The sequence below is a fragment of the Pseudomonas sp. 13B_3.2_Bac1 genome (assembly GCF_025466205.1).
Taxonomy (GTDB): Bacteria; Pseudomonadota; Gammaproteobacteria; order Pseudomonadales; family Pseudomonadaceae; genus Aquipseudomonas; species Aquipseudomonas fluorescens_H.
Map to the genome: position 1 here is coordinate 70,647 of NZ_JANLOG010000052.1, position 16,730 is coordinate 87,376.

Sequence of the window (16,730 nt, forward strand, 5' to 3'; positions counted from 1 at the left end):
TTGTATACGCGCCACATGTTTTTTTCGCGTCTTGATCATATCGGCGGGCCGGTTGTCATTCAGATAAACATAAAGACAAGATTTCGTATCTCGGAGTTATTCGTTGCCGCTGACATCTTGCTGTTTGCCAATGGCTCAACTTCGCTTGATAAATCTTATTAATATGGTTGCGGGTTTGACTGTTCTGGCGGGTAGGGACAAGGTGTGTAGCAATGTTGGCGATTAATCGATGCTTAATCGCCAACAATAACTCACTTGAAAAAAGTGTTTTCAGCCGCGCAGCAGTCCTGGCCAGGATTCGTCGTCAATCTGGATGGGACCGGACTCAACCTGATTTTCCTGAATGTTGTAGCGGATGTATTCATCCTTGTCCAAAAACAGATACCAGTAACTGTCCGCCAGCGTACGATCGTTTTGCGCACCCGTCATGATTCGGTCCTGATACTGGGCCAACCCAGGCCATGTTTCATCATTAATGGTTTCTTCGACAAGTGTCTCATAACCAAAATCAAGCCTGAGCGCCTTGCCGTTGTCCATCAGGAAACGGAACAACTGTGCTCGGCCCGGTATGGTTTGCCACCACGTTCCTGCAATGATCCGGTCGAAGTAAGGCACAAGTTTATGCCAGCGTGATTCCTGAACTGGAACCGTGCTGATGCAGCGTTCATCGTCCTGATCATATTTGGTGACATAGGGAGTGAGTCGATCCTCTCCATAATGAAATAGCCACAGGATGTCTCCGTCTATCCTGTCAGTGTCGAGTCCAGTGGTCGTAAAACCAAACCGCAACTGATAGGCGTCATGAAAGTCATCCCAATTCCCGGATACCTCCAAAGGATATTTTTCAGGTACTTTGTTTTCTGCCAGGCTGAAGCGCGAGTATATGTTGTAGTGCGTGAAAAAGAAGTAAATCTGGTCTTTGCCTGAGCGCCAGTCAACAGCGACGGCCTTTCCTAATCGAGACATGTTTAGTCCTTTAATGGTTGTTGAAAAAAGCGTTGTTGTTAATCGTGTGCAGTCGATGTTAGTTGCACAGCTTGATTTTTAATATGCCCGGTATGTTTCAATTTGAAAGTTGCGCCTGGCGGTTGTCGATCAGATTGGAACGCAGGTAGATGACCGACTCTTTACCTGACGTACTGCGGTGGTGGGGCGGCTACGCAGCGTTTCTCTCGTTAAACGGTACACTTGGCATAACTGCGGCTTAATCTTCGGCTGCTTGAATGGCGTTTTTGCTCATGGAGCCCCCATGCACGTACTGGTTTGTGAAGACGATGAACTGATCGCCAGCGGTATCGTGGCCGGTCTCACGGCGCAGGGCCTGACGGTCGAGCACGTCAACACCGCCTCGAAAGCACGGGCGATGCTCAAGGTCGCCGAATTCGACGTGATGGTGCTCGATCTTGGCCTGCCCGACGAAGATGGCCTCAAGTTGCTGCAACAACTGCGTCAGCAGGGTCTGGAAATTCCGGTGCTGATCCTGACCGCGCGCGACTCGGTCACCGATCGGGTCGATGGCCTGCAGGCCGGGGCTGACGATTACCTGCTCAAACCGTTCGATTTGCGGGAGCTGTTCGCCCGTCTGCAAACCCTGTTGCGCCGGGTCGCCGGACGCAGCGTCAACCTCATCGAACACGGTGCGCTGACCTACGATCCGAGCAGCCGTGAAACCACGCTGGCCGGAAAACCGGTGGAATTGTCGCGTCGCGAGCAATCGCTGTTGCAGGCGCTGTTGCACAACCGTGGCCGGGTGCTGTCCACCGAGCAGTTGAAGGACAGCGTCTATGGCTTCAATGACGAGCTGGAAAGTAATGCGCTGAACGTGCACATCCATCACCTGCGCAGCAAGCTCGGCAAGGGTATTGTCGAAACTGTGCGCGGTCTGGGCTATCGCCTCGGGCCGGCCGATGGTGGAGAACAACAGAAGTGATGAGTCTGCGTCTGCGCCTGAGTCTGACCCTCGGCGCCGCCTTCGCCCTGATCTGGGCGCTGGCCGCGGCCTGGATGCTCAGCGACTTGCGCAATCAGATGATGTTTTCCCTCGACCAGCGTCTGGTAGCCTCGGCGCGCATGGTCGCCGGGCTGCTCGAGCAATTGCCGGCGCTGCCGAGCAAGGGCGAGGGCACCCATTTCAGTGCCGAACAATTGAACATTCCCGGCGGCATGGCCTGTCAGGTCAGTTCGCTGCGCGGAGAGATTCTGGCCCGCAGCCACAGCAGCCCCGAGCAAACCCTGGAAGCGGAAAAAATGGGCTTCCACGACCAGATGATCGACGGTGCGCCGTGGCGCAGTTTCACTCTCGCGCGGGGGGATGTGCGGATCACCACGGCCGATCGGCAGATCGAACGCGAAGCCCTGAACATGTCGATCCTGCTGGCGGCCTCGGTGCCGGTCGGCGTAGCGTTGCTCGGTTGTCTGTGCCTGTTGTGGCTGGGCATCGGTCAGGGCCTGGCGCCGCTCAATCGACTGCGCGAAGCCTTGATGCGACGGAATGCCGACTCGCTTGAGCCGTTGCAGTTGCAGTCGTTTCCCAGCGAGCTGAAACCCTTGCTCGATACGCAGAACCAGCTGTTCCAGCGCATCGGCAAGACCATCGAGCGTGAACGCCGCCTGACCGGTGACGCCGCCCACGAACTGCGCAGCCCGCTGACGGCGATCAAGACGCACCTGCAGGTGGCGCGCATGACCGAAGGCAGTGCCCGCGATCAGTCGCTGGCGCGGGCCGAGGAGGGCGCCGACCGCATGCACCGCACGCTGGAGCAATTGCTCTTGCTGGCGCGGGTCGAGGGCAGTCTGTCGTTCGACGACGGCGTGCAGTGCAGCGCCGAGCAGGTGGCGAAACTGGCGATGCAGGATGCGGCCGGCGGTGAGCGTCAGCGCATCAAGCTGCAATTGCCCAAGCAGCTCTCCAGTGCGCCGGTGCAAATGCCGGCGGTGCTGTCGATTGCCGCGTTGCGCAATCTGCTCGACAACGCCCTGCGCCATACCCCGGCGGACGCTAGCGTGGAATTGAGTCTGGAAACCGTCGGCCAGCGCGCACGCTTTGTGGTACGCGACCATGGGCCGGGTATCGCCGCCGATGATTTGCAGCACCTGACCCAACGCTTCTGGCGTAACGGCCAGAGCACCGGCTGCGGCCTCGGCCTGGCCATCGTGCAAGCCATCGTCCAGCGCTGCGCTTGCTCCCTGCATTTCGACAGCCGCCCGGACGGCTTGCGGGTGGAACTGACGATGCCGCTGCAACCTGCCTGAACCACCAAAAATCCCCTGTGGGAGCGGGCTTGCTCGCGAAGGCGGCGTGCCAGTCAGCAACGTATCCACTGACCGGACGCCTTCGCGAGCAAGCCCGCTCCCACAATTGGGATTTGTGGTGTGGCACATCAAATGTAACGTCTCTGCATTGGTGATTCGCCGGCCCCGGCGTTAAGGTCGGGCTGCTCTGACTCAATGGATTGAGGGAACGCGCCATGGAAGCACCGATCTGCATTTGCCCGGCCAGGCCGGCCGACGCCGGCCTTATCAGCCGCATCATCGAGCGCTCGATCCGCGTCGGTTGTGCGCTCGACCACCGCAACGACCCGCAACTGCTCAGCCGCTGGATTGACCTACAGTCCGCCGACGTCATCAGTGCGCACCTTGCCGATCCGCATTTCTATTTGAACATCGCCTTGCTGCAGGACAAGCCGGTGGGCGTCGGCATGGCGGCGGGCAGCGGCGACATCGGCTTTTGCCATGTGCAGCCGGAATGGTTTCGCCGTGGTGCAGGGCGCGCCCTGATGACTGATCTTGAAGGTTGGCTGCGGATTCGTGGCGTGCCACAGGTGAGCGTTTCCAGCACCCGTATCGGTGCGGCTTTTTATCGGCATCTGGGTTACCGCGAGACGGCGCCGGCCTTAACCGATCAGGGCCTGCACCGCGTTGCATTGCACAAGCCATTGGCGGTGCCCGACTGACAACTCGATCTGGGGTCTAAATCCTCGCCCCGCTTAAGCGTTTCCAGAACAGGAAAACCTGCATGTGCGCCCCGCGACCGGAACGCGCACCTGTGCGGTGTGCTGTTTTGGTCACTATCCATAGCGTATTGAGGGGTCGAGAGATGTCAGTCGCCACCAGCCTTATCGAAGAGTCGTCGGCCCGGATCACCTCCGCGCCGGCCGAAACCCTGTATCAGTTCAACGAGTCACCACTGCTGGCCCGGCAGAGTCAGCAGGAATCCAATGCCCGCAGCTATCCGCGGCGCATTCCGCTGGCGCTCAAACGTGCCAAGGGCCTGTATGTCGAAGATGTTGAGGGCCGTACGTTCATCGATTGCCTGGCCGGTGCCGGCACCCTAGCGCTGGGGCACAACCACCCGGTGGTGATCGAGGCGATCCAGCAAGTGCTGGCCGATGAACTGCCGCTGCACACCCTCGACCTGACCACACCGGTCAAGGATCAGTTCGTCCAGGACCTGTTCGGGTTGCTCCCGCCGGCATTGGCGGCCGAGGCGAAAATCCAGTTCTGCGGCCCGACCGGCACCGATGCGGTGGAAGCCGCGTTGAAGCTGGTGCGCACCGCCACCGGGCGCAGCACCGTGCTGTCGTTCTCCGGCGGTTATCACGGCATGAGCCAGGGTGCGCTGAGTCTGATGGGCAGCCTGGGGCCGAAGAAACCACTGGGTGCCTTGCTCAGCAACGGCGTGCAGTTCATGCCATTCCCGTATGACTACCGCTGTCCGTTCGGCCTCGGCGGCGCGGCCGGGGTGAAAGCCAATCTGAGTTATCTGGAAAACCTGCTCAACGATCCTGAAGCCGGCGTGCAGTTGCCGGCGGCGGTGATCGTCGAAGCGGTGCAGGGCGAGGGCGGGGTGATCCCGGCCGATATCGAGTGGCTGCGTGGCTTGCGCCGGATCACCGAGAAGGCTGGCGTGGCGCTGATCGTCGATGAGATCCAGAGCGGTTTCGCCCGTACCGGCAAGATGTTTGCCTTCGAACACGCCGGCATTGTCCCGGACGTGGTGGTGTTATCCAAAGCCATCGGCGGCAGCCTGCCGCTCGCGGTGGTGGTCTATCGTGACTGGCTCGACACCTGGCAGCCGGGCGCCCACGCCGGCACGTTCCGTGGCAACCAGATGGCGATGGCCGCCGGTTCGGCGGTGATGCGTTATCTGCTGGAACACAAGGTCTGCGAACACGCCGCCGCCATGGGCGAGCGTCTGAGCGAACATCTGCGAATCCTGCAACGCGACTTCCCGCAACTGGGCGACATTCGCGGTCGTGGCTTGATGCTGGGCGTTGAGCTGGTGGACCCGAACGGCGCGCCGGACGCCCTCGGTCATCCACCCGCGTTCGCGCGCCTGGCACCGCTGGTGCAGCGTGAATGCCTCAAGCGTGGGCTGATTCTGGAGCTGGGCGGCCGGCACGGTGCGGTGGTGCGCTTCCTGCCGCCACTGGTGATCACCGCTGCCGAAATCGACCGTGTCGCCGAGATCTTCGGCCGCGCCTTGGCCGCCGCCACCGCCGCCGAGTAAATTTTTCGCAGCGCCGAACGTTCTATCTACATACCCGGCTGCACCCCAGGTGCAGCCTACCCTTACACCGATGGAGAACCAGCATGACGTCAGTATTCGACCGCGAGGACATCCTCTTTCAGGTCGTGGTCAACCACGAAGAGCAATACTCGATCTGGCCGGATTACAAAGCTGTGCCGGAAGGCTGGCGCACCGTGGGCAAGAGCGGCCTGAAGAAGGAATGCCTGGCCTACATTGAGGAAGTCTGGACCGACATGCGTCCGCTGAGCCTGCGTCAGAAGATGGAAGGGCAGGCGGCGGCTCAGTAATTTATCCGCCAAAAACAAACCCGCTGGACTGGTGACAGGCAGCGGGTTTTTTCATTCCTGGCAATGGTGTTGTTCTGGCGGGCCTCTTCGCGAGCAAGCCCGCTCCCACATTGGATCTGTGGTGCACACAACTCCCCTGTGGGAGCGGGCTTGCTCGCGAAGAACGATAACGCGGTATTACTGAAACTACGCCCCGCTCAACCCCTTGAGCAACAAATCCACATTCCCCTCCAGCTCCGCCACCGGATCCGCCGCATCGGTACTCAACACCAGCAAATGACTCCCCGAGGCGGCAATTGCTGCTTTCACTGCCTCCGATGGCTGGCGATGATGCAGCACCAGCGCCACGTCGTTGTCCTTCAGCGTCGCCGTGAGTTTCTTCAGATCTTCGGCTGTCCACTCGGCATCTGCTCGTGCGTCCTGACCGATCAGCTCCAGATTCAGGCTGCCGATCAGGTAACCGAAGTGATCGCTGAGGCTCATCACGCTCAGGTTGTCAGCCTCGGCCAGGCGCGCTTCGCTGTCGGCGCTGAGCTTGAGCAGGCGCTGTTTCAGCGCCGCCAGATTGGCCTCGATCTTCGGCTTGGCGGACGGCGCCAGACGCACCAGATCCGCCGCGATCACATCGGCCATCCGTCCCATGTTGTTGCTCGCCAGCCATGGCTGACTGTTCAAACCATCGACCTTCAGCCCCGGCTGCACGGCAATCCCCGGCAGGGCGCCGTCGACCGGGCGCGCCGCATCGACTTCGACAATGCGAATGTTGCTGCGCCGCGCGATCGGGTACAGCGGATCATCGGCCCACAGCGAGCGCACGCCGATCACCGCGTCGGCATTGCTCGCCAGTTTGCCCAGCGCCGGAGCGCCGCGACCGGTGAAGTATGCGGTCTGACGGCTGCCCGGCAGATTCGCCGGAGCTGCGCGCTCCAGGCTGACGTCAGTGCCCTTGAGCAGCACTTCGCCCAGACCGTAAGTGATGGGCAACGAGGCCAGCACGCGCAGCGGTTCAGGGTTTTCAGCCGCCATCAGCGGGCTGCCGACCACGCCGCACAGGACCATGGCCAGGGTCAGTTTTCGCAGTGAGAAAGTCATTTATCCAAGGTTCCCTTTCAGACTCGGGACGACCCCGCGCGCAATGGCGGCGAGGGCGAAGGCAATGCCGGCGACCAGGATGATCGCGGCGCCGGAGGGGATCGGCAGATCGAAGACGATCGGCGCGAGAATCCCGCATAACGTGCTGATGGTGGCAATCAGCACCGAACACCAGAAGAAGCCCTTGAGCGACTGGCTCAGTAACCGCGCTGCCGCCGCCGGAATCACCAGCAACGCGCCGACCAGAATCGCGCCGATGACCTTCACCGCCGCGACGGTGATCAGCGTCACCAGAATCACGAACAGGTAATCCAGGGTCTTCACCGCCACGCCGCGCACCGCCGCCAGTTGCGGGTTGAAACTGGCGAGCATGATCCGGTTGTACAACGGCAGCGCCAGCGCCATGACCAGCGAACCGACGATGGCCAGCACCAGCAGATCGTTGCCGTTGACGGTGAGCACCGAACCGAACAGCACGTTCTCCAGAATGTGCACGTTGATCTTGCCGGCCAGAATCAACAGCAGGCTCGCGCCGAGGGCCAGCGATACCGAGAGGAACACGCCGATCAGGGTGTCCGGCGCCAGGCCGGTGCGGTTGCGCAGGTAGTTGAGCAGAATGCCGAACAGCAGGCAGTAACCGAACAGGCTGCCGTAGGGCCCGGTGTAGGGTTCGCCGAGCAGAATGCCGATGGCCACGCCGGTCAGCGCCGCATGTCCGACCGCTTCGGAGAAAAACGCAAAGCGCTTGACCACCACCAGTGTGCCGAGGCCGCCGAGTACCGGGCCGATCAACAGGCCGGCGAGCAGTGCGTTGACCACAAAGCCGTAGGCCAGCGCCTCCGGCAGGTAACCGGACGACGCCCAGCCCTGAACCATCAAACGAAAGGCTTCGTAACTCATCAGACCGCGCTCCGTGGATGGGTGGAAAACAGACTCAGCAGACGTTCCGGAGTCAGCGCCTGTTGCGGCGTGGCGTCGAACAGCACGCGGCGGTTGAGGCCGGTGACCCGGTTGGCCAGACGCTTGACCGCTTCCAGATCGTGCTCGATCCACAGCACGGTGATGCCGGCCGCGCGCCAGTCGCCGAGCAGGCGTTCGAACACCTGGATCCCGGCTTCGTCGAGGGCAGACATCGGCTCATCCAGCACCAGCAATTGCGGGGCCGGGATCAAGCCTTGCGCGAGCAACACGCGCTGACGTTCGCCACCGGACAACGCGCCCATGCGCCGCTTGCGTTTGTCCTGCATGCCGACCCGTTCCAGCGCCTCGCCGATGGCCTTGGCGTAGTGCTTGCTCAAGCCGAGAAACGCCGGCCGGCGCTGGCACATGGCGGCCATGAAATCGTCGACGGTCATTGGCAGGCCGCGATCGAATTCCAGCGCCTGCGGCACATAACCGATGGTGCCGGGTTGGCCGGGCCAGTGCAGGCTCAGTTGACCCTGATGCGGCATCTGCCCGAGCAGGGTCTTGATCAGCGAACTCTTGCCGCCGCCGTTGGGGCCGACCAGCGCGTGCACGTGGCCGGGTTGGACCTGGAAGGTGACGTTGTCGAGAATCGTGGTGCGCCCGAGGGTCAGAGAGACTTGCGCAAAATCCAGAGTCGGCCCATTTACCCCTTGTGGGAGCGAGCTTGCTCGCGAATGCGGTGTGTCATTCGATAAAGATGTTGGCTGACCCGGCGCCTTCGCGAGCAAGCCCGCTCCCACAGGGGATGGCGGGGTGTCAGAGAGGGTTTCTTTTGCCGTCATGCCCCGGACTCCTGAATCGCCCGCACCACGGTGTCGAGGTTGCCGGTCATTTCCTTTTCGTACTTGTCGGCGGTGTATTCGCCGTAGGAAATGTGCGACAGCGGATACAGCTTCACCCCCGACTCACGCTGGATGGTTTCGACGTAGGTGGAAGGGAAATCCATCTCGGAGAAGATCACCTTGACGTCGAGTTCGCGCAGTTGATCGATGGTCTTTTTCAACTGGCTCGGGCTGGGTTCGATGCCGTGGGCCGGCTCGACCACGGCCGTCACTTCCAGGCCGAATTCGCGCAGCAGATAGTCGTAGGCCGCATGCACCGTGGCCACACGCAGTTCGGCGTTGGGCGCCTGGGTCAGTTTGGCCAGCGCATCGGCGCGCATCTGCCGCAGGCGTTTGCCGTAGGCGCGGGCGTTCTTGGTGTAGGTCTTGGCGTTGTCCGGATCGAGTTTGCCCAGCTCGCGGGCGATGTTGTTGACCTGGGCAATCGAGGCGCTGATCGACAGGAACGTGTGCGGGTTGACCACTTTGCCGGCGCCGCGCGCAGCGGTCCCGGTGGCGGCCAGCAGCGGCACGTTTTCGTTGGCTTCGATGGTCTTGATGTTCGGCGTTTCGCTGGCGGCGATCATGCGGTCGGCGAAGTCGTCATGGCCGACACCGTTGAGCACGATCACATCCAGGCCGCTGATGCGCTTGATGTCTTCGGCGCGCGGCTCATAGGCGTGCGGGTTGAAACCGGCGGGAATCAGCGGCACCACATCGGCCTTGTCGCCGACGATGTTCGCCACATAGCTGTAATACGGGTGCAGGGTGATGCCGATGCGCAGGCGTTTGCCCGGTTCGGCACTGGCCAGCGGGCTCAGCAGGCACGCGCACAGGCCTATCAGCAGAGTGCGCAGGAGGGGACGGCGAGTCAGTGAAATAAGCATGGGCAAGCGGTCTTCTCTCGGGTGAAGGCGAAGGTTCAGTGGCGATGTTCGCGGGTCACGCCGGCATCGAACTGCGCGACGATCTGTTTCCAGCCAGCGGCGGACAGCGCTGCGTCGGTCAACTCGGCAGGCGTTTGCAGATCGGCGTCGCGGTTAAGCCAGATGTCCGGCGCGGCACTGGCGTCGGCGCTCAGCAACATCACGAACGAACCGGCGACGGCGGGTGACTGGCTGTGGCCGAAATAGGCGCGGTCCGCCAGTAACTGCCAGGCATGGCCGCCACGGCTGACCGAGCTGGCATCCTGAGCGAACGGGGCGAAACCTTCCTCGGCCAGATTTTGCGGGGTCGGCAGGCTTTGCTGCTCTTCACGCAGCAGGCGGATCTCGTCGAGGGTCACCCGCAGGTCGGCATAGATGCCTTGCTCGGCGGCACTCAGGTCGCGCCGTGCATCGAGTTGATGGCTGGAAACCGGCTCCGGCTCATGGGACACCCCGCGCCATGCCACCACTGATCCGGCGACGGCAAGGATCAGCAAACACAACAGCAGAACATTAAGGGTTTCATGCCCGGCGCCGGCCGGACGTACGACTTGGGTGGTGGGCGTGCTCATGGGGCCTCGATGTCGGCTTGGTCGATTTCCACGACGTGCCCGGGGCCGGCGTCGAACAGCACATAAAACTCGGCCGCCGGTTTCTTGAAGGTCAGGCTCGAATCGGCGCCAAGCTTGCCCGGCACCAGAATGGTTTCGTCGTAACCGATCACGTCCAGGGTCACCCCCGGCGCGCCGCTGCCATCGGAAAAGCCGCCGGTGCATTTGATCTGCTCGGCGTCGACGGCTTTGCATTCGCACATCGGGTTATGGGCCAGGGCGCCGGCGCTGAAACCTGCGCACAGCATCAGCAACGCGGCGCGCAACCGCAGACGGGAAGGGCGTTGAACGCAGTTCATGGTTTGGCTCCTTGTTTGTTCAGCCAGGCGAGTGTCGCGGGGGAGGCCTGGCTCAGGGGAATCGAGGCCTGATGCATGCTGCCGTCCCAGCCTTCCATGGTGATCCACAGTTCGGCGTCGGGACGGGTCTTTTCCGGAATCGGCATTTGTGTGCCCATGCGGTACGGCGTACCGAAGAAGATAGTGCCAGCGGCGCGCAGGCTGCGCGGCTTGCCGATGCGCAGGTAGGTAGCCTTGACCTGATCGATACAGGCATCGCACAGGGCGGCGCTGAAATCCTTCATATAGCCGGCCGGTCCGGTGAGAGTCGGTGCTTCGTTGCGCAATTCGGCCAGTCGCAGGCTCCACGGGCCGACCTGGATGTTGCCAATCTCCCGCTGACCCAAACCGCTGTCGCCGCGAAACAGCGAGGCATCGGCGAAGTACTTGGGCATGAAGCCCAGCGGGATCAGCAGGAGCAGGACATTGAGGTGAAAGCGCCATTGGTGCCAGAAACGGGCCAGTCGGGAGGGCGGTGTGATCGTGCCGGACTTGCTCACAGGCTCACCTTCGAAGGCACACGGGTACGGGCCGGTTGTGCCTGGATGCGGTTTTTCTTTTCCTCGCGCTTCAGCGCATTGGCGGTGGCCAGCGCCGTGCGCTTGGTCCAGATCAGCAAGCCGCTGAGTACCATCATGCTCAGCAGCAGGCCGAAGAAGAACCAGATCAACTTGATCCAGATACCGCCGAAATCACCCGTGTGCAGCGGTCGCATCGACTCGGTGACAAACTCCAGCGAGGAGCGATCGGACAGCAGGCGGGACGCGGCGATGTCGCCGTTGTACGGATTGAGCGTTGCGGTCTGGAACATCAGCGGATACCAGCCGCGACCGCCGACGCTCATGTGGCTGTAGGCGTTACCTGGAAGGCTGACGAAACTGGCCTCCAGCCCTGGGATCTTCTGCTGGGCGATCTCGACGGCGCGGTCCAGGCTGATACGCGGCGGTGGTGTGCCGGCGGCCGAAATCGGCACGCTCTCCCGGGACATGGCGGGAATGATCGGCTCGCTGGAAATGGAGATCTGGTTATCGAAGAGGATCGCGCGGATCAGGAACCAGATGCCGGTGATGGAGATCACCGCGATGAACCAGATCGACCAGATGCCGCACAGTCGGTGGAAGTCGCCCCAGAAGATCCGCGCGCCGTGGCGTATGCGCAGGGTCGGGCGCAGAAAACCTTTCCAGAATTTTTTGTAGACCACCAACCCGGTGATCAACGACACCAGCATCGGCACCCCAAGAAACGACACCAGATACCAGCCCCAACTGAAACCGTTGGTGAACGGCACCAGCCACCAGCCATGCAGGGCGCGGGTGAACGCCTTGAAGTCGAAGCTGGGGGCGGTGCCCTGAATGACTCCGGTGTACGGATTGACATAGACCGTCAGTGAGCGACCGTCCGGGTAGCTGACTTCAACGTCCAGGGCAAAGTGCGACTCATCGGGACGGCTGATGCTTTGTACCAGGGTCTGCGGCTCGGCTTGTTTGATCGCCGCCAGTACCTGATCGTAACTGAGCAGCGGCGCGTCGTCCGACGGCGGGCTGGCGCGCATCTGCGGGTTGGCCAGCCAGACGATTTCCTGGCTGACCACCGCCAGCGTGCCAGTGACACAGACGATCAGGACAAAAAACCAGATCGGCAACGCGAGCCAGCTATGCACCAGGAACCACAGTTTCGAGCGGGATTTCTTTGACATGATTGCGCGTCTTGATTCGGTGAGAGGAGCCTCTGCTACGGGCTTCGCAGCATGGTTATCCGTAAAAGGCGCGGTCGTGGCTGTTGCCTACGCGAACGGCCTGCATCTCTATAGGACGGATGAGCCGGACAAATCCCGAAAGACGATATGAAAGTAAATGTTTCGCAATTCCTCCCAGACGCCACCACCCCCCTGTGGGAGCGGGCTTGCTCGCGAATGCGGTGGTTCATTCAATAAGGATGTCGACTGAGAGGACGCTTTCGCGAGCAAGCCCGCTCCTACAGGGAGTGTTTGGTGATCAGCCGATCAAACACGATTCATGAATGCCGCACTCACTGTCAGGCAATTGATGGCCGGTCGGCGCTCCCTATGATGGAGAGCACCGGATTTCCCTGAGTGAGCACCCTGATGAGCCCCAGAACCCTCTACGACAAACACATCGATTCGCACACCGTGTGCCGCCTCGACGACCAAGGCCATGTGCTGCTGTATATCGACCGTCAGGTGATCAACGAATACACCAGTCCACAGGCATTCAGCGGTCTGCGCGCTGCCGGGCGCAAGGTCTGGCGGCCGGCCACGGCGCTGGCGGTGGTCGATCATGTCAATCCGACCACCCCCAAACGGGTGGCGGCGATGCCTGATGCGGGCGGTGCGCGGCAGGTGTCGTATCTGGCGGAAAACTGCCGGGACTTCGACATCGAACTGCTGGATATTCTCGACAAGCGCCAAGGCATCGAGCATGTGATCGCCCCGGAGCAGGGTTTCATCCTGCCGGGCATGGTCATCGCCGCCGGCGACAGCCACACCACCACGTACGGTGCGCTGGGGGCGTTCGGGTTTGGCATCGGCACCTCGGAGATCGAGCATCTGCTGGCCTCGCAGACGCTGGTCTACAAGCGCCTGAAAAGCATGCGGGTGACGGTGGATGGCGAACTGGCGCCGGGGCTGACCTCCAAGGATGTGATCATGGCGCTGATCGGCAGGATCGGTGCGTCGGGGGCCACGGGTTATGCGATCGAGTTCTCGGGTTCGACCATTGATGCGCTGAGCGTCGAAGCACGCATGACCATTTGCAACATGGCGGTCGAGGCGGGCGCGCGCGGCGCGTTCATGGCGCCGGACGAAAAAGTCTTTGCTTATCTCAACGGCAAACCGCGCGCGCCACGAGGCGAACTCTGGGCGCGCGGCGTGGAAAAATGGCGTGAATTGCGCAGCGATTCCGGCGCCGTGTTCGACCGCGAAGTGTACCTCGACGCCAGTCTGCTGGAGCCGATGGTCACCTGGGGCACCAGCCCCGATCAGGCGGCGGCGATTGGCGCACGGGTGCCGGACCCGCAGACCATCGACGATCCGATCCTGCGACAGGACATGCGCCGCGCCCTTCAATACATGGGCCTGGAGGCGGGGATGGCGCTGCGCGATATCGTCATCAGTCACGCTTTTATCGGCTCCTGCACCAACGCGCGGATCGAAGATTTACGTGACGCCGCCAGCGTCGTGCACGGGCGGCGGGTGGCCGGGCATGTGCGGGCGATGATCGTGCCCGGCTCCAGTGAGGTCCGCGCCCAGGCCGAAGCCGAAGGGCTGGCGCAGATCTTCATCGACGCCGGGTTTGAATGGCGACAGTCCGGCTGTTCGATGTGCCTGGCGATGAACGATGACGTGCTGGCCCCCGGCGACCGCTGCGCCTCCAGCACCAACCGCAATTTCGAAGGCCGGCAGGGCGCGGGGGCGCGCACGCACCTGATGAGCCCGGCCATGGTCGCCGCCGCGGCGATCAACGGCCACCTGACCGACATCCGCCACTTCGGAGAACGCCCATGAGCCTGCAACCCTTTACTCAGGTCAGCGGTCAGGCTGCGCCAATGCTCGCGGCCAACGTCGACACCGACGTGATCATGCCCAAGCAGTTTCTCAAGGGTATCGACCGTCAGGGTCTGGATCGTGGGCTGTTTTTCGATCTGCGTTTTCTTGCCGACGGTACGCCCAACCCTGAATTCGTGTTGAACCAGCCAGCCTGGCAGGGCGCGAACTTTCTGGTGGTCGGGCCGAATTTCGGCTGCGGTTCCAGTCGCGAACATGCGGTGTGGGGATTGCAGCAAATGGGCATTCGCGCGCTGATCGGCAGCCGTTTTGCCGGGATCTTCTACGACAACTGCCAGCGCAACGGGGTGTTGCTGATCACTCTGGATGAGGCTCAAGTGCAGCGCATTGGCCGACTGGTGAGCCAGCCCGACACGGCGCAGATCAATGTCGATCTAGAGGCCCAGCAGATTCGACTGGTGGACGGTGAAGTGATTGATTTCCAGATTGATGGCTTACGCAAGACTGCGCTGTTGCTGGGGCTGGATGCGATTGGCAGTACCTTGCAGCGGCGTGAGCAGATCGAGGCGTTCGAGCGCGAACACCTGGCCGCCAACCCGTGGCTGGCCTGACACACCTTTGACCCTGTGGGAGCTGGCTTGCCAGCGATGAGGCCAGCACATCCAACATTTATATTGGCTGAGCTGACGCCTTCGCTGGCAAGCCAGCTCCCACAGGGTTTTGTGGTGTTTGGGCTAGAGAGAAAGACCCTTGAAATGCCCCTGCAAAAACTCCACACACGCCCGCAGCTTGCCGGAGTTGGCCAGCCGCGTCGGGTACACCGCCCAGACATTGGCGCTCTGGCTGTAATCGGTCAGCACCGGCACCAGTCGGCCCTGTTCCAGCAACGGTTTTACATCCCACAATGAACGCAGCAACACGCCGCGGCCGTCGAGCGCCCATTGCAGGACGATTTCGCCGTGGTTGGAAGACAACGGCCCACTGACCCGCACACTTTCCTGCGTGCCGTTGCGGTCCAGATTCCAGACGCCGAACGCGTTGTCGCGCTCCTTGATCACCAGGCAGTCGTGTTGTTGCAGATCGTCCAGGGTCTGCGGGGTGCCTCGGCGCTCAAGGTATTCGGGTGCGGCGCACAGCACCCGGCGGTTGCGCACCAGTTGCCGGCCGATGTGCTGGCCGGGCAGGTCGTCGCCGACGCGGATTTCCAGATCGAAACCCTCGTTGACGATGTCCACTGCGCGGTCGAACAGGTCCAGGCGAATCTGCAATTGCGGGTGCCGTTCGGCCAGCCGCGAAACCGCAGGCGCCACATGGTTGCGACCGAAGCCGAAACTGCTGCAGATGTGCAAACGCCCGCGCGGGCTGTCGTGGGCGTCGGCGAGGTCGTCGTGCAGTTGCTGGAAATCATCGAGGATGCGCAAGGCCCAGCGCTGCACCCGCTCGCCGTCCTCGGTCAGCGACACCCGGCGACTGGTGCGGTGCAGCAGGCGGGTGCCGAGGGTCGATTCGAGAATCTGGATGCGTTTGCTGACGTAGGCCGGGGACAGCCCCAACTCATCGGCGGCAGCGGCGAAACCGTTCTTGCGGATCACGGTCAGCAGCACGCGCAAGTCTTCGGGCAGGGGCACGGGGTCTTTGTTCTGGGACATGTGGGAACGAGCACTGGCGGCACAAGCCGCCAGCATAGCATCGGCCAGGAACGGCTCGGTTCAGCGCAGGAAATCCAGCGCCTCGGCGAGCAGCAGTTCCGGCACTTCTTCGGCCAGATAATGCCCGGCGGGCAGTGACTTGCCGCTGACGTTGGTCGCCACTTGCTGCCATTCCTTGAGCGGATCGAAGCAACGCCCGACCGTGCCTTGCGCACCCCACAATACCCGCAGCGGCAGATCAAGATGATGGCCAGCAGCGATGTCGGCCCGGTCATGTTCCAGGTCGATACTGGCGCTGGCGCGGTAATCCTCGCAAATGCCCCGGGCGCTGCCGGGACGTTGCAGGCAGCGCAGGTATTCGCCGAACGCGTGCTCGGTGAACGGCGCCAGTCCGGCGCTGCGGCTGCCCATCACACTGCGCAGATAGCCTTCGGGATCGGCCTCGATCAGGGTCTCCGGCAACGGCGCCGGACGGATCAGGAAGAACCAGTGCCAATAGGCGCGGGCGAACGCTTCGTTGGTCTGCGTGTACATCGCCAGGGTCGGGGCGATGTCCAGCAGCATCATCCGCTGCACCGCAGCGCGGTGGTCGAGGGCCAGGCGATGGGCGACCCGGGCGCCACGGTCGTGGGCCAGAATCGAAAACTGTTCGAACCCCAGCGCCTGCATCAACGCGACGTTATCTCGGGCCATTTCACGTTTTGAATAGTTGCGGTGTTGTTCATCGGCAGCCGGTCGGGCGCTGTCGCCATAACCGCGCAGGTCGGCGGCAACGACGGTGAAATGCTCGGCCAGTTGTTCGGCGATCTTGTGCCAGATCACGTGGGTCTGCGGATGCCCGTGCAACAGCAACAGCCCCGGGCCGCTGCCGCCGAGGCGATAGGCGATGTCGACGCCGTTGACGTGGCACTGGTCTTTGACGAATCCGGCAAACATCGGGCTGATCCTTGTTCAGGTGCGGGTGGGATGCATCCTGAAAGTGTTCGG

Annotated in this window: 18 protein-coding genes; 7 read left to right on the forward strand and 11 right to left on the reverse strand. The window is 62.1% G+C overall.

The features are described 5' to 3' along the window. Positions 1 to 270: 270 nt before the first annotated feature. Positions 271 to 966, reverse strand: coding sequence for a hypothetical protein (locus NTD85_RS08515; RefSeq protein ID WP_262141944.1), 696 nt, complete (start codon positions 964 to 966; stop codon positions 271 to 273). 283 nt (positions 967 to 1,249) lie between these two features. On the opposite strand from NTD85_RS08515, the gene NTD85_RS08520 reads away from it, so the two are divergent. The 5 genes from NTD85_RS08520 (at position 1,250) to NTD85_RS08540 (ending at position 5,817) form a co-directional block, all read left to right on the forward strand. After that, on the forward strand, positions 1,250 to 1,930 hold the full coding sequence (locus NTD85_RS08520; protein ID WP_003226669.1) for a response regulator: 681 nt from the start codon (positions 1,250 to 1,252) through the stop codon (positions 1,928 to 1,930). Beyond that, positions 1,930 to 3,252 (forward strand): ATP-binding protein, encoded by a 1,323-nt coding sequence (locus tag NTD85_RS08525; RefSeq protein ID WP_003226668.1) that lies wholly within the window; start codon positions 1,930 to 1,932, stop codon positions 3,250 to 3,252. The genes NTD85_RS08520 and NTD85_RS08525 overlap by 1 nt, the downstream gene beginning before the upstream one ends. A gap of 215 nt (positions 3,253 to 3,467) precedes the next feature. Next, the gene (locus NTD85_RS08530) at positions 3,468 to 3,953 is read left to right on the forward strand and encodes a GNAT family N-acetyltransferase (protein ID WP_262141946.1); all 486 of its coding nucleotides are present in this window, start codon (positions 3,468 to 3,470) and stop codon (positions 3,951 to 3,953) included. Between the two features lie 143 nt (positions 3,954 to 4,096). Then, positions 4,097 to 5,509 carry an aspartate aminotransferase family protein gene (locus tag NTD85_RS08535; RefSeq protein ID WP_262141947.1) on the forward strand — a complete coding sequence of 471 codons (1,413 nt, stop codon included), beginning with the start codon at positions 4,097 to 4,099 and terminating at the stop codon, positions 5,507 to 5,509. 83 nt (positions 5,510 to 5,592) lie between these two features. After that, on the forward strand, positions 5,593 to 5,817 hold the full coding sequence (locus NTD85_RS08540; protein ID WP_003226665.1) for an MbtH family protein: 225 nt from the start codon (positions 5,593 to 5,595) through the stop codon (positions 5,815 to 5,817). 186 nt (positions 5,818 to 6,003) lie between these two features. On the opposite strand, the gene NTD85_RS08545 is transcribed toward NTD85_RS08540, so the two are convergent. Genes NTD85_RS08545 through NTD85_RS08580 form a run of 8 tightly spaced genes read right to left on the reverse strand, consistent with a single transcriptional unit; the run spans position 6,004 to position 12,267 of the window. After that, positions 6,004 to 6,909 carry a metal ABC transporter substrate-binding protein gene (locus NTD85_RS08545; RefSeq protein ID WP_262141948.1) on the reverse strand — a complete coding sequence of 302 codons (906 nt, stop codon included), beginning with the start codon at positions 6,907 to 6,909 and terminating at the stop codon, positions 6,004 to 6,006. After that, complete coding sequence (locus NTD85_RS08550; protein WP_033059198.1) at positions 6,910 to 7,809, reverse strand: metal ABC transporter permease; 900 nt, start codon at positions 7,807 to 7,809, stop codon at positions 6,910 to 6,912. It abuts the gene before it with no gap. Next, positions 7,809 to 8,657, reverse strand: coding sequence for a metal ABC transporter ATP-binding protein (locus tag NTD85_RS08555; RefSeq protein WP_262141951.1), 849 nt, complete (start codon positions 8,655 to 8,657; stop codon positions 7,809 to 7,811). The genes NTD85_RS08550 and NTD85_RS08555 overlap by 1 nt, the downstream gene beginning before the upstream one ends. Continuing rightward, the gene (locus NTD85_RS08560; RefSeq protein ID WP_262141952.1) at positions 8,654 to 9,583 is read right to left on the reverse strand and encodes a metal ABC transporter substrate-binding protein; all 930 of its coding nucleotides are present in this window, start codon (positions 9,581 to 9,583) and stop codon (positions 8,654 to 8,656) included. The genes NTD85_RS08555 and NTD85_RS08560 overlap by 4 nt, the downstream gene beginning before the upstream one ends. A 35-nt stretch (positions 9,584 to 9,618) precedes the next feature. After that, positions 9,619 to 10,194: a DUF6162 family protein gene (locus NTD85_RS08565; protein WP_262141953.1), complete on the reverse strand. Its 576-nt coding sequence runs from the start codon at positions 10,192 to 10,194 to the stop codon at positions 9,619 to 9,621. Beyond that, positions 10,191 to 10,532 (reverse strand): hypothetical protein, encoded by a 342-nt coding sequence (locus tag NTD85_RS08570; RefSeq protein WP_003226659.1) that lies wholly within the window; start codon positions 10,530 to 10,532, stop codon positions 10,191 to 10,193. Before NTD85_RS08570 ends, NTD85_RS08565 begins: the two co-directional genes overlap by 4 nt. Further along, a complete protein-coding gene (locus tag NTD85_RS08575; RefSeq protein WP_262141955.1) occupies positions 10,529 to 11,071 on the reverse strand; it encodes a thiamine pyrophosphate-binding protein in 543 nt (180 codons plus the stop codon). The genes NTD85_RS08570 and NTD85_RS08575 overlap by 4 nt, the downstream gene beginning before the upstream one ends. After that, positions 11,068 to 12,267: a PepSY-associated TM helix domain-containing protein gene (locus NTD85_RS08580; protein WP_262141956.1), complete on the reverse strand. Its 1,200-nt coding sequence runs from the start codon at positions 12,265 to 12,267 to the stop codon at positions 11,068 to 11,070. Before NTD85_RS08580 ends, NTD85_RS08575 begins: the two co-directional genes overlap by 4 nt. Positions 12,268 to 12,675: 408 nt before the next feature. Here NTD85_RS08580 and leuC point away from each other — a divergent pair, with 408 nt between their 5' ends. Both leuC and leuD read left to right on the forward strand, forming a co-directional pair. Continuing rightward, positions 12,676 to 14,094, forward strand: coding sequence for a 3-isopropylmalate dehydratase large subunit (gene leuC / locus NTD85_RS08590; RefSeq protein ID WP_262141957.1), 1,419 nt, complete (start codon positions 12,676 to 12,678; stop codon positions 14,092 to 14,094). Then, a complete protein-coding gene (leuD, locus tag NTD85_RS08595) occupies positions 14,091 to 14,705 on the forward strand; it encodes a 3-isopropylmalate dehydratase small subunit (RefSeq protein ID WP_262141959.1) in 615 nt (204 codons plus the stop codon). Before leuC ends, leuD begins: the two co-directional genes overlap by 4 nt. Positions 14,706 to 14,828: 123 nt before the next feature. Here leuD and NTD85_RS08600 read toward each other — a convergent pair whose 3' ends face one another. Both NTD85_RS08600 and NTD85_RS08605 read right to left on the reverse strand, forming a co-directional pair. Further along, entirely contained in the window at positions 14,829 to 15,779 is a 951-nt protein-coding gene (locus tag NTD85_RS08600) for a LysR substrate-binding domain-containing protein (protein ID WP_262141960.1), read from the reverse strand. A 24-nt stretch (positions 15,780 to 15,803) separates the two neighbouring features. Continuing rightward, entirely contained in the window at positions 15,804 to 16,679 is an 876-nt protein-coding gene (locus NTD85_RS08605) for an alpha/beta fold hydrolase (RefSeq protein ID WP_262141961.1), read from the reverse strand. Positions 16,680 to 16,730: the final 51 nt, after the last annotated feature.